The 13,037-nt window shown below is 60.2% G+C and carries 11 protein-coding genes; 2 read left to right on the top strand and 9 right to left on the bottom strand.

The window, feature by feature from the left end; translation table 11 throughout:
- Window positions 1-139 precede the first annotated feature (139 nt).
- The 4 genes from HS101_01935 to HS101_01920 all read right to left on the bottom strand — a co-directional run bounded on the left by HS101_01935 (window position 140) and on the right by HS101_01920 (window position 4,821).
- Complete coding sequence (locus HS101_01935; protein ID MBE7505025.1) at window positions 140-1,363, bottom strand: DUF2029 domain-containing protein; 1,224 nt, start codon at window positions 1,361-1,363, stop codon at window positions 140-142.
- On the bottom strand, window positions 1,360-1,749 hold the full coding sequence (gene rnpA, locus HS101_01930) for a ribonuclease P protein component (protein ID MBE7505024.1): 390 nt from the start codon (window positions 1,747-1,749) through the stop codon (window positions 1,360-1,362). The genes HS101_01935 and rnpA overlap by 4 nt, the downstream gene beginning before the upstream one ends.
- Before the next feature lie 1,561 nt (window positions 1,750-3,310).
- Window positions 3,311-3,730, bottom strand: coding sequence for a hypothetical protein (locus HS101_01925; GenBank protein MBE7505023.1), 420 nt, complete (start codon window positions 3,728-3,730; stop codon window positions 3,311-3,313).
- A 542-nt stretch (window positions 3,731-4,272) separates the two neighbouring features.
- A complete protein-coding gene (locus tag HS101_01920; GenBank protein ID MBE7505022.1) occupies window positions 4,273-4,821 on the bottom strand; it encodes a hypothetical protein in 549 nt (182 codons plus the stop codon).
- A 157-nt stretch (window positions 4,822-4,978) separates the two neighbouring features.
- Between HS101_01920 and HS101_01915 the strand changes: the two genes are divergently transcribed.
- Window positions 4,979-6,265 (top strand): IS256 family transposase, encoded by a 1,287-nt coding sequence (locus tag HS101_01915; protein ID MBE7505021.1) that lies wholly within the window; start codon window positions 4,979-4,981, stop codon window positions 6,263-6,265.
- Here HS101_01915 and HS101_01910 read toward each other — a convergent pair whose 3' ends face one another.
- Entirely contained in the window at window positions 6,266-7,180 is a 915-nt protein-coding gene (locus tag HS101_01910; protein ID MBE7505020.1) for a hypothetical protein, read from the bottom strand.
- An 80-nt stretch (window positions 7,181-7,260) separates the two neighbouring features.
- Here HS101_01910 and HS101_01905 point away from each other — a divergent pair, with 80 nt between their 5' ends.
- Window positions 7,261-8,085, top strand: coding sequence for an alpha/beta hydrolase (locus HS101_01905; GenBank protein ID MBE7505019.1), 825 nt, complete (start codon window positions 7,261-7,263; stop codon window positions 8,083-8,085).
- A gap of 477 nt (window positions 8,086-8,562) precedes the next feature.
- On the opposite strand, the gene purN is transcribed toward HS101_01905, so the two are convergent.
- From purN to HS101_01885, 4 genes are all read right to left on the bottom strand, one after another.
- On the bottom strand, window positions 8,563-9,195 hold the full coding sequence (gene purN / locus HS101_01900) for a phosphoribosylglycinamide formyltransferase (GenBank protein ID MBE7505018.1): 633 nt from the start codon (window positions 9,193-9,195) through the stop codon (window positions 8,563-8,565).
- Window positions 9,192-10,136, bottom strand: a complete 945-nt coding sequence (locus HS101_01895) for an alpha/beta hydrolase (protein ID MBE7505017.1) — start codon at window positions 10,134-10,136, stop codon at window positions 9,192-9,194. The genes purN and HS101_01895 overlap by 4 nt, the downstream gene beginning before the upstream one ends.
- A gap of 929 nt (window positions 10,137-11,065) precedes the next feature.
- A complete protein-coding gene (locus tag HS101_01890; GenBank protein MBE7505016.1) occupies window positions 11,066-11,860 on the bottom strand; it encodes a class I SAM-dependent methyltransferase in 795 nt (264 codons plus the stop codon).
- Window positions 11,861-12,024: 164 nt separating this feature from the next.
- Window positions 12,025-12,954, bottom strand: coding sequence for a cation transporter (locus tag HS101_01885; GenBank protein ID MBE7505015.1), 930 nt, complete (start codon window positions 12,952-12,954; stop codon window positions 12,025-12,027).
- Window positions 12,955-13,037 lie beyond the last annotated feature (83 nt).

Raw genomic sequence — 13,037 nt, 5'->3', positions numbered from 1 at the left:
GACCTCAAAAAATCATCGGGCAATTATCGCTGGCTGGTAGTTCGATAATGGTCTCGTGGCGCTCACGAATCGCCCCGAAACATGATCTTATAGGAAGTCGAAGTCGGGCAGTCTCGCTACCCTGCGGATTCGAAGGGTCTCAATCCTGGGTTTCCCGCGGCAATGGTTGATAAGCCAGCAGCCAGATAACGGTCAGAAGTGCCAGCGGACCCCAAACGAGCGTCTTCAGGATCGTCGCCTTCGCCGTGATAATCGAAGAACAGAAAAAGACCGCGATGCCGCAAAGCGTCCGCATTCGCCGACTCCGATGGCCGAGCGTCTCGCCCACGAGAACCGCATAGGCCGGCGTCAGCGCAAGATAGTGTGCGAACCACACAACGGGGGAGATCAGCGTGCTGCCCACACAGAGCCCGGCCACGGCATAGTCGATGGAGCGGCGATCGTTCCGCCGTCGCAGTCGCAGCATCATCATCCCAAGCACCACCACCAGAAGGACGCTGCTGACGATGCGCCCCATCATGAAGACGCTCGCCTCCGGTTCCTCGCTGTAGGTCCCCGTCACGACGCCCCAAAGTCGCGCCGTCGCGAGTCCCAGAGAAAAGTTGCTGAAACGCGTAAAGACCGCACCCGTCGGCGTCGCCGCGCCCTCCGGGAACTCCGCGATCTGCATCCACGCGACGTCCCATCCGAAGATGACAATCAGCAGAAGCACCGTCGTCACAAGGAGCCCCGCCGCGCAAGACGCCCAGCACTTCGCCGCGCGGGATGGCCTGCGCACCAGCGGCGCAAGAAGGATGGCCGAGCTCGCCGGCTTCATCGCCGCAATGACCGACCAAAACCCGCCCGCCTTCATCGGCCTGTCTGTCGCCAGCGCCTGCCAGCCGCCCATCGTCGCAAGCAGCAAAAACGCGTTGACGTTCCCGTTCCACGTGTCGTGCCAAAGCGGACGCAGTCCCGCTATGACACAGAATCCCACGGCAATCGTCGCCGCGCTCGCGGAGTATATCTCTGTGACGCGTCGATGGCACACACAAAGGGCGACGCCGATGCATGCCCAGCGCAGCAGGTCCCAGACAAGACTTCGCCACGGCTGCGGAATAACGTGAAACGGCCGGATGGCCACCGCGAGAAACGGCGGATAAACATACCCCGGCTCGCCCTCATGGATCGGCCTCTCCGGATTCTCATAGAGGCTCCGCGCGGCATTCTCATAAATGACAAAGTCGCCGTGGTATTCCCCAAGTCGCGCCGCCGTCATCTGCCAAGCTGCGACGACGATAAACCCACCGACCAGAAAATACCCGCCGCGCATTCGCGCCGTAGAGGCGGCTGGCACGGCGGCGGGGGAGGTCACCTGCGTCACGCCCGAGGCTCCGTCTTCGCCGGCGGCGAAGCCTTGAATCGCGCAAGTGCCCGGGCAGTCACCGACTTGATGGCAGCGCGGTAGTCCTCAAGCGTCGCACCCGAATCGGGCCTTGGGATACACACAAGATCGAACCCGCCAGGCAGGGCGGCCGCTTCCATGCGAAACGCCTCGCGAATCAGCCGCTTTAATCGATTCCGCTGCACCGCCCCGCCAAGGCGCCGCCCGACCGACAGCCCCAGCCGCGCATAAGGCAGCCCATTCTCGCGAACGTACACCACGAGATGCCGGTTAGACGCGGAGCATTTCGCCCCAAAGACGCGCGCAAACGCAATATCGCCCGAGAGCCTGCGTGTCCTCGGAAATTTCGCCCGTATCGATGGCAAACCGTCTCCCTCCAAGTGCTTAGGCGCTCATGATCGTCCCATCCGGCCGATTGTGCAAAACCTGTGACTTGCGGTGAGTTGGCGTGAGCAAGATGCGAAGAACCGTCCGCAACCGCCGCGCCGCGCCTGTGACTCCGAAAATTCCGGCGCACCACCCCAAAAAACTTGCGCATCTCGACATCGATCCTATCCGACGCCGCACCGAATGTTGCGCGCGAGACGACTTGCCTAAGTTTCGATTCCTCCCTGTGAGATCGTCGCGCACCGGGTTTTTGTTTGACTCGCCTCTGGCACAGGGTATTTTCCTATTGCTACTGAATGGTGGCGCTTGATCGTCGCCCACCAGCAGCCCTGACAGCTTCGGTAAGCCCGCTTCGGTCCAAAGAGCAGGCGGCGTCGGTGTGGTAACACGCCGCGACCTGCAAGGTGAACACATAGCCCGGACCGAAGCACGCGGCCTAATGCCAGGGATGTTGAGGCGAGAAAACCCTGAGAGGGGTGCCCGGCCCACGTGGTCGGGCGAGGCGTCAGCCGATTGAGACTCCGAGGCGCACATGCCCCGGCGCGGGGTAACCCGAAGCTGCGGTGAAGCGCGCGGGAGGAGACGAGCCGAAATGCTCGTCAAGGCTGGCGAGAAATACCCCTGAGAGGAAAAAGCCCAAGGGAGCAACCGGCGATCGTCGGGCTAAACACCCGGCTTGGTCGCAAGGGACTCCCGGAAGGACGAACCCGGTAGCCGGTCCGCAGTCACGTTTTGGTCACGCTTCGGCGATGCCGTATTATCGGACTAGCAGGTAACGGCAGGCGGGGCAGGCGTCGGCGGTAACGCCCACGCGACTTTCCGGGAGGAGAAGGCTCCGAAGGGAAAATCCCAGAGGCGCTGCTGGCACGAAACAAGGCCGGCAAGGCACGCGAGGGAGTAAGCCGTCGAGAGGGAGACCAAACCCTGAGGACGGAAGGTGGCGGGCAGGCAAAGCCCGTGTGAACCGGACCTCGCGAGCCGCATGTGTCATAGGGAAGCGAAGCCCATGGGAGGTGTCGCTGACTGAAAGGTCGGCGGCCAGTCTCGACCGGGCAAAGCCCTGAAGGGCGGCGAAACTCGATGAGAGGTGCGCTGGCGGATATTAAACCCATCCGCACGCGACGGTCGGTTGGAAAGACCACCCGGCCGGGTCTGACGACAACGGCAAAGTGGGATCGCGGAACCAATGACCCGCGATACCAGCCGACCGCACCGAACTCTGAACGGGAACGCAAGCTCAAGAGGGATTGACTCGCCGGCGGCAACGCGGGCGGGCCCAACGGTCGACGATGGAAACTTCGAAGGGCACGCGGTCGATCACACCATTCAGCAGCATTTTTCTTTTCCGACGCCAACGGAGGGGTGTTGGGCCCGGCTCGTGGGCGCGGAGTGTGAGCTGGGCCGTCTGTCTCCCGCAAGGATTGCTTTGAAGAATTCGTTTCGCGCCGAACGGCTTTTTCGGCGGCCTGCTTCTTTGGAGATGGATCTTCGGGAGGCAGGACGCTTTTTTCTTGCGCGACAATTCTCTTGACCATCTATCTACTTCGATTCTGATTTCGTCATTGCAAAGTGCAGCGCGAGTTTGAACGCGTTCCAGTGTGTGAACTTGTTGCGTTTACTTGCGGCATCAAGCGAAGCTTGAACAGAAACCGCGCATTCCGGGCAAGTGGACGATTTGCCGAGTCCGGCGAGGATGTACCCGCATTTCATGCATTTGGGAGTTTGTGGCGCCCACCCGGGGCCCTCGGAAGGACCGGAGTAATTCAGGCCAGACCGAACAAGCACGATTAGCCACCAAACAAAGACGGCAATCCCCAAAGCTTGAACCCACATAATCTCGGTTGTGAATCGTTCCGACTGAGTGCCGATTTCGAGTCCCGATTGAGGCGGCGATTCTATTCCTGCCAAATGGAGCAGTTTCGGCAGCAGCGACCAGATTATCCCGATGGGAATGGTCATCGTAAGACTCAATAATGACAGGATTATGCATCGCCGAAACAATCGACCTAGAGATTCTCCGGCTGCGATCACAGGCATAAGTAATGCGGCTATCAGAATCGGCGATAGGGCAATGAGAACGGAGATTGCAAGGTATAAGAAACTGCTGAATGCAAGAGGGATGAGAGCATGGACTGCAAGGACGAGGCTCGAAAAGGGAGCGCGAATGACCTCTAGCAGGGTCATTTCGGTGGTCGGAGGCTCCACTGTGAAGCTAAGGTCGGGGATTCCATAACGAGGCGCGAAATTTGTTAACTCCTTGTAAGCCAGAAGACCAAGGCCAAACCAGGTACATACGAGGCTGGTGAGAATCACTGAGAGCAGCGGAGTTTGGTTGAACCGAGGGCCGAATCGTTTGGGTGCGAACCACAACCCGAAGATTGCAGTGGGCAACCAGATAGTTCGGATGGGCAAGACGATAGGCGGAGGCTTTCTTTGGAGGGGTGGCAGAAGACCCGGCACAACCTCACTCGGGCTCCGGTTGTGGTCGCGGGGGTACTCGGTCATTTGCTGATCCTCTCCAGTTTGGATTCGGCCCAGAGTTGCTTCCCGCGAACGTGATCATAGACAATGTCATAGGTCGTGTTGTCATCTGCGTCTTGACCTACACGACTGCGACGCTTGCCCTTGTCGTCAACAAGGTCGGACCCGACGCTGTAGATAATGTAGTCGTCGACGTCGGGAAGCCTAGCATAGCCGAGCGCCTGATCCGTGAAGGAGTCGCGAGGAATCTCCGACAGCCATTGCGGAACCAATTCGGAGATTGACTCGGGGTACTCGCCACGATCATGTCGGTAACAGGACAAAGCGAGCGAGGCTCGTGTAGCTGATCGCGCAGCAGCCATGTTGAACAAGGTTCTGAGCCTGTAGTGCACGTGCTCGAGTGGTGATAATCGCCAGATTGGCCCATCGAGAATGTTAAACGGCGACTTGTTGCCCTCCCTCGTCAGGAATTCGCGACAGTCGGCGAAAGAGCCAGCGTACGCTGACGTCATGGATTTCCGAATTGAGTCAATTTTCTTCTGCACCGCCGTTCGAGAATTAAAGAGCACCGAGAGTGTATTCCAGGCACCGATCCGCGGCTCTGGGGAAGGCACAGTCTGAGCTATAACCGAATTTCGTTGATGGTGGCGGGATAAAAAAAGGCGGCGTACTCTCGGGACTTGTTCGAGGTTCCGAGCCGCCCACGATGGGCAGAGGAGTACGCCGATGCAGGAGAGTAACGAGTCGATCGAGACGATTCCAGTCCCCAGCCGAGACGTTTTGACGGAGATTCTGCGGGACGGGGCCCAACGGCTCCTGGGCCAGGCGATCGAGGCGGAGGTCGATGGCTGGATCGAAGGGCACGCCGATCTGCGCGATCCGCAAGGCCGCCGGCAGGTGGTCAAGAACGGCCATCATCCCACCCGGACCCTCGTCACCGGCGTCGGGCCGGTGGAGGTGACGCAGCCGCGGGTGTGGGACCGTCGGATCGTCGGCCGCGGCGAGGCCGGCGAAGCGTTGGATGCAAATGGCCAGGCCGTGGAGCGGTTCTGTTCGTCGATTTTGCCGCCGTACCTGCGGAAGACGAAGGCCATCGAGGAGTTGATCCCCTGGCTGTACCTCAAGGGCATCAGCACCGGAGACTTCAGCGAGGCCCTGCAGGCGCTGGTCGGTCCCCAGGCGGCGGGGCTCAGCGCCACGACGATCACGCGTTTGATGACGAGTTGGCAGGACGAGTACCAGTCATGGAATCGCCGCTCCCTGGAAGGCAAGCACTACGTGTACCTCTGGGCGGATGGGATTCACTTCAACATCCGCCTGGAGGAAGACCGGCAGTGCATTCTGGTGCTGATGGGCGCGAGGGCGGACGGCCGCAAGGAGCTGATCGCGGTGGTCGACGGCCATCGCGAGAGCGAGCAGTCGTGGTATTCGCTGCTGCTGGACTGCCAACAACGGGGCATGACGATCGACCCGAAGCTGGCCACGGCGGACGGAGCGCTGGGCTTCTGGGCGGCGCTGCCGAAGGTCTATTCGACGACCCGGGCGCAGCGCTGCTGGGTGCACAAGACGGCCAACGTGTTGGACAAGATGCCCAAGCGGGTGCAGACCGGCGCGAAGGCCAAGCTGCACGAGATCTGGATGGCGCCGACGCGGGAGAATGCGAACCAGGCGTTCGATCACTTCGTGGCCCACTACGCGGCCAAATACCCCGGCGCGGCCGAGTGCCTGGTGAAGGATCGCGAGGTGCTGCTGACGTTCTACGACTTCCCGGCCGAGCACTGGCGGCACCTGCGGACGACGAATCCGATCGAAAGTACGTTCGCCACGGTGCGGCTGCGTCACCGCCGGACCAAAGGCAACGGCAGTCGGATCGCGTGTCTGGCAATGGTGTTCAAGCTGTGCGAGTCCGCCGCGAACCACTGGCGGCTGCTCAATGGCGCGACGCTGCTTCCCGATGTCATCGCCGGTGTGAAGTTCGTCAATGGAGAAAAGGCCGAGAGAAACGCCGCCTGATTACCGCGTCATCAACGAAATTTGACCATTACTCGGCACAGTCCCCACGGCCAGTGAATTGAAACAACGAAGGGCAAGGAACCCGTTCTCATCGTCGTCAAGTGTGTACGTCAAGTTCAACGCTTGATTGAGATCCTCGGTCCAGGCGCCGACTTCCTCCGCCCACAACTGATCGATCTCTGAGAGCTCGTCAATTGCAGACAGGCATCGAATCAATTGCGAATGCGAAAACGGCTTCTCCATACTGGCTACGCGAAGCTGATCAAGAGCCAGAAACTCGCATGCCTGTCCCGTCATAATAAGCAATGCGTCGCCGGAGAAGCATGTGATCTGGGACAACCAAAGGCAGGCCATCAGATCGTCAATCGCCGTATCGAGATCATCATGTTCTTCTAATGCAATCCGGGCATGAACTGCCAGAAACCTTACCGCTCTTCGGATTTCCTTAGGATAGGACTTTGGAAGCCGGCAGCCGCCGGGCGGAATCGCTTTCAGCATATCAATCGCTCCGGCCGCCTCAGGAGTAGCCATGTACGCAATTACGGCACTCAAGTGCGGACGAGTTGCCGGCGTCCATTCGCCGTCGAGCGCTTCGGAAGGTTGAATCGCTCCGGCCGGAGTCGAGGCCCACCGCATTCCGTCTGGAGGGGGAGGAAGAATCCAGGCAGGTTCCGGAGGGATCGCGGCAACGGCTGTTTTAAGAATGTTTGTGCGGTCTTCGCGCGGGTCAATGGGAATCCTCGAAATGGCTGTTCGAGTTTGAAACGATTCCATATCCTGCGGGATGCCACCCCAGCGTGATAGGCACACCCAAAGAAGCCACAGGCAAAGGGCGACCCTAGCCAGATTCGCGAAAATACGCGAGTACTTTTCTGATCGTTGTTGCCATGGGGTCGAGGACGATACAGAATTCACCTGGGTAGTCTCCGCTAGTCAAGTAGTGCTGAATGATATCTCGAAATGAAACCGAATGCCGAGGCAACCGACCATCCCGCTTGGCATTGAGCGTCTTCGCGGTACTCTCCCTCTCCATGTTCGGTTGCGAGCGAGTCTTCTACTACCCCGACCAGCACGATCGTGGCAGCCCCGCTGACGACGGCCTCGCCTTCGAGGATGTCCACTTCACCGCCTCCGACGGCGTTCGCCTGCACGGCTGGTTCCTCCCGGCGACCGACGGCGCCGCCCGGGCAACCGTCCTCCACCTGCACGGCAACGCCGCCAACGTCACCGGCCACTTCCCCTTCGTAAGCTGGATGCCCGCCGCCGGCTTCAACGTCTTCACCATCGACTATCGCGGCTATGGGCGGAGCGAGGGTAGCGTCTCGCGCGAGGGAACAATCCGCGACGCCCGGGCAGCGCTGGACTATCTCCGTGGCCGGGCCGATGTCGACGCAAAGCGCATCATTCTATTTGGCCAGTCAATCGGTGGTGCGATTGCCATTGCACTCGCCGCCGAGCGCCGCGGCGAATTGGCGGCCGTCGTGCTGGATTCTCCCTTCACCGATTACCGCGAAATCGCCCGGCACCACATCCTGCGAAACCCGGTCATGCTGCTGGTGGCATGGTGGTTTCCGTTCGGAATCGAAAAGGGCCACGACCCGATCGACTGCATCGGCCGCATCTCACCGACGCCGATCCTGATCATGCACGGCAAGGACGACCGCATCGTCCCGCCGTCAATGGGGCAGCGTCTCTTCGACGCCGCTAGCGAGCCGAAGGAACTCTGGCAGGTCGACGCAACCGATCACATGGAAGTCTGGGACACCCACCGCGAAGAAGCCATCGCGAGATTCGTGGCGCTCGTCGATCAATTGCAATAATTGATCAGAGCCGCGACTGTTAAAGCGGCTTGCGCATCTGCGTAGCGTCCGGTGCCTCTGCCGGACGTGAATCGCAAGGAACATTTCCTGATATACAACGCTGCATCAACGCGCAATCTGCCATAGGAAGCGGTCAGCTTGCGAATAGGAGGGCCGTTGGATTCTTGCGAGGCCTTCTCCCGTAACAACAATCTGCGTTTGGGTGTGAAGCATCGCCGAGCGAGGTATTCAACTTCAGCCCCGATAGGGGCGTCGGATCGTAGCCACGGGCGCGAGCCCGTGGAAAGTGTATGCCGGAATTCTAAAGCCCCGAACGGGGCGACAGAGCGCTGCCTGACAAACAGAATTCACGGTGAGCCAATCTGACAAACGCACAACCTTGGTAAGGAAGCGGTCAGCTTGCGAATGGGAGGGCCGTCGAATTCTTACGATGATCCCTCCGTTCCAGTCGGAGCACTGTCGTTGCGTTTCGCAAAGCTACCTCTTGCTCGCAAAAGTCCGAATCACTTCCGGTAAAAGCTCCCGCTCTAATGCCATCACCCTGGCAGCCAGCGTCTCCGCCGTATCCCCCGGCTCCACCGGGCACTTCCGCTGCGCCAGAATCTTCCCATGGTCGTATTCGTGATCGACCAGGTGAACCGTCGCCCCCGTCTCCGTCTCGCCCGCCGACAGCACGGCCTCATGCACGTGGCTGCCGTAAAAACCCTTCCCGCCGAATTTCGGCAGCAGCGCGGGGTGAATGTTGATCACCTTGCCCATCCACTTCGCCGGCGGTACCCAATAGCAGAGCCAGCCCGCTTGCACCACGAGGTCCGGCGCGTACACGTCCAGCGTCAGGGCGATATGGTCGCTGAACTTCGCCGCGTCGGGAACATCTTTCACGCGAATGACATCAACAGGCAGGCCCGCCGCCTCGGCCCGCGCCACCCCCGCCACCTCGCTGCGCGACGAAATGACGACCGCGATCTCCACCCCCGGCAGTCGTCCGTCGCGAATGCGGTCGATCAGGTTTTGCAGACTCGTCCCGCCGCCGGAAATCATCACCGCAAGGCGAAACTTCCCGTCGCCGCCGTCGCCGCGCCGCGCTTTTCTGTCTCGCCGTCGTGTCATCGCCCTCGCCCTCGAAGGGGGCGCGCCGGTGGTATCTCGCTGATCACCCCGCTGGCAACGAGAAACTCCCCGATGTCCTTCCAGTACTTCTCCTCGTTGCCATCCCCGGGAAAATCGTTGTGCCGGCAGTCAAACTCGATGTACGTCACGTGATCGCCCAGCGTCTTGAGCGTCCGGCCGTGCGCCACGGGAATGATGTCGTCGCGGCTGCCATGCATGACCAGCGTCGGCACGTCGAGCGTCCGCAGCACGTCGTCCACGTGAAACGGGTTCTTGACCAGAAACCCCGGAGCAAAGTATGTTCGTGCCATCGCCGCGGCACTCGTAAAGGTGGACTCGAGCACCAGGGCGCTGGGCCGCCGCTGATCCGCCAGTCCCGCCGCAACCCCGCCCCCCAGCGATCGCCCGTGAATCACAATCCGCCCCGCGTCGATCTCCGGCCGCTCGATCGCCTGATCGAAAAACCAAACCGCGTCCTCAACAATCCCTCGCTCGCTCGGCGTCCCCGCCGATCGACCGTACCCGCGATACTCAGGAAGCAAAACCGCGAACCCAAGCTGCTGATAGCCCACAATCATCCGCGCCTGATCGTCGATGATCTCCGCATTGCCGTGGCAGAAGATGACCAGCGGTGCCGGCTTGGCGGCAAGAGCGCCAGCCGCCGGTACCAGCCAGCCGACGACGTCGCCCTCATCAATGTGCCGCTTGAAGACGATGGTCGAAAGATCGTACTTCTCGCCCGGGTACGGCGTCGGCGCCATGTCGGCCGGGAACAGAAGCTTGTCCTGATAAAAATAAAGCGTCGCGCACCAAGCGCTGTAAATGATCACCGCATGAATCGGTACGCGAAAATACCACCGCATGCGCCGGCGCTGAGGTGACGCCGGCACCGGTTCGGCGGCAACGTCGGGCCCGTCAGTAATGGGTGATTCCGAGGTCATGAATTCTTCGAAGCCCGCGGTTTGAGACGCATGGTCTTCGGCGAAGTCGACGTGACGCCTGGCCGCAAAGATTCCGCTGAACTGAATTTCGGCGGATGCAACTGCTCTCTCTTCAAATTTCGCAACAGATCGAGCCGGGGAACTGGTTGCTTGTAGCTCCAGACAGCGGCCCCCCGGTCGCCGTGAGCCATGATGTAATGAAAAACATTTATCTGGTGGCGGCGGCTCTCAATCGGTACGCACTTTGATCTCTTCCCCCACACGCCTCCGGGCTCAACCAGACTTCTCTCGGAGAGGTATCGAGCGCTTTCTTTCTTAGCGATGCCAACGTAATGGCGGGCGATTGCGAATTCACGGTTGCCATCCCGTCGATTTAATGCGCCTGGCGTGATGGGTGATCCCTGTACAGCAGATGTTGGGAATCTGCACAGCAGGTGAAAGTGGTGATGATCAATCGCAACGGCAACGACTTCGACAAGGTGATGAATGAGGACCTGAACCATCACAAGGCAGGCCGCGAGTTGTGCTTCTTCGTTAGGATGTACAGCCGGGCGCTTCATGACGAGCCGCGAAAACCGAAGAAGGTGTGCGTCGGTTCCTGCGGGAGGAGGGTTTTTGTAATCACCGTCGACATGCTCGCGATGATGACGAGATCGCCACCCACGCGGATCCCCGCGCAGCCAGGTTCCATACGTGGTTCCGCTGCAATGGTACCACCCGTTCCATGCCCGCATGGCTGTCGTTTTATCGCTTGAACGATCGAATGGCAAATCGTGAACGAATCAATGGCAACTCCTGAACGAAGGAATGGCAACTCGCGTAAAGAAAAAAATGGGAACTTTCGCGTAAAGAAAGCCCACGGATTCGAATCCGTGGGCTTGGAGTGATGCTTATTCGTGCCGGTTTCCCGTGAGAGTCAAAGCATTTACCTACGGCAGCGCCACCATGTACGCATTCCATCCCGGGCTATTATCCGCGCTCTTCCGCTTGCGATAGATGCCCGTGCCCTCGCCTTTCTTGTCCTCGTCCTCCCAGTATACGTCAGCCGTCGCAAAACCCGCATCGAGCAGCGCATCTCTTACGCCGCCCAGCGTCCAAAGCCGCCAGTCATAAGTAAACGCCCGCTTGACCATCGTCCCGTTCTTGAACTTGAAATGAATATGGCAAACCGTGTGATCGTTGATCGGGTTATAGACCGCCTGCTCCCAGATATACGTGAAGTTCTTGATCTTCGTCTTTTCCTTCATCACCTGCTGCGACTCCCAGCCGCCGTACGCGTCGCAGACAAACATGCCCTTGGGCGCCAGCGACTTTCGCACCGCGCTGAAATACGCCACAAGGTCGCGCCGCTCCTTGAAGATGAAATAGCTGAAGTTAAACGCCCCGATCACGTGCATCTTCGGCGCCGAAACGTCCAGCACGTTCTTGTTCACCTGGTGCACCCGCGCCGCCGCCGCCTTGGGCAGCTTGCTGATATTGTGCTTCATGCCCCAGGCCAGCGTCGGCTTGTGAAGGTCGATGCCGTAGGCGACGTTCTTCGGACGCATCTTCACCCACTCGCAGGAGATAAGCTGCGTCCCGCAGAAATCCTCCCGAAAGAGCGTCGCCGCCCGCCCGTAGGTCTTCTTGTAAAGTCGATCGATGAAGTCCACCTCCGCATCGGCGGACTGGACGGAATGTTGATACAAAATGTGCTTGTCGGTCTTGACGCTGTACTTGGCCATGCTCTTCGGCGAACTCCCGTTGCTGGTCTTCTGACTCCCAATAGTCAGGAAGGGGGGGAATGTAGCCGACCCGGCCGCGCAGTTGAAGCCTCCCGCCGCGGAGGTTTCGCCGTGGGATGTCGCACGTCGCGGATCGGGCTCAATTGTCCCGGGCGATTCTTCCCTCAAATCAGCCGGCAATTCGCGCAGTCCGCATCAACGCACGGCTCGATATGCCCCGTCGCGTTGGCGTGCCCGAGTTTCTGCTCGATCTCGTACTCAATCGCGCTGGCAATCGTGTGACCCTGCTCGACGTTCAGCCGCGCAGGCACGACCGCGTGAAAATCCACCCAGTGATACCGCCCCGCGTGGCGATGCCGCAGCTTGTGAAACGAACAGATTCGCGGCTCGCGCCCGGCCGGACCGACGTGGCTGGTCATTATGCGTTCCAGCTTGCGCGCGTCGGTGGGATCCTGCTCATCAAGGATGCCCGCCGCCGCTCGGCGCAAAAGGCTGACGCCCATTCGGGCGATGTAAGCGGCCATGACCAGAGCGACAATGGGGTCGGCGTAGGTCCAGCCGGTGAACTTGATGACAACCAGCGCGACAAGTACCGTGACCGATGTAATCGCGTCGGTCAGCAGGTGCTTGCCGCTGGCCTCCAGGGCCATCGAGCCGTTGGATCGCCCCAGCCGAATCAGATAAACGCCGACCGCCCCATTGGCCGTCATGGCGACAGTGACAAGCCCCAGCCCGATGCCGATCTGCTCGACCTTCATCGGGCTGAACAAAAGCACGTCGAGCGACTTGAACGCGATCACCAGCGCGGCGATCAGAATAAGCCCGCCCTCAAACCCCGCCGACATGAATTCGACCTTGCCGTGCCCGTAGGGATGCTCCTCGTCGGCAGGCTGATGCGCCAGTCGCACGGCATAAAGCGTGAACGCCGATGCCAGCACGTTGACGATCGACTCCAGCGCATCGGAAAAGATCGCCGCCGACCCCGTCAAGAGATACGCGGCAAACTTCAGCGCAAGCAGCACAACGCCCACGCAAACACTCGCCGCGGCAGCGCGAAGCTCAAGGGCCGTCGTGTGATGTTGCACATGGCTCACGCCGGAATCGTATCGCGCGTCGCCCGCCGATTAAAGCGTCGAAACGCCCTCACACCCGCTTCATCTTGACTTTCGATTCCGCC

Source organism: Planctomycetia bacterium (assembly GCA_015075745.1).
Taxonomy (GTDB): domain Bacteria; phylum Planctomycetota; class Phycisphaerae; order UBA1845; family UTPLA1; genus UTPLA1.
Note: the sequence above shows the minus strand (reverse complement) of the source record. Positions and strands in the feature narration are given on the sequence as shown.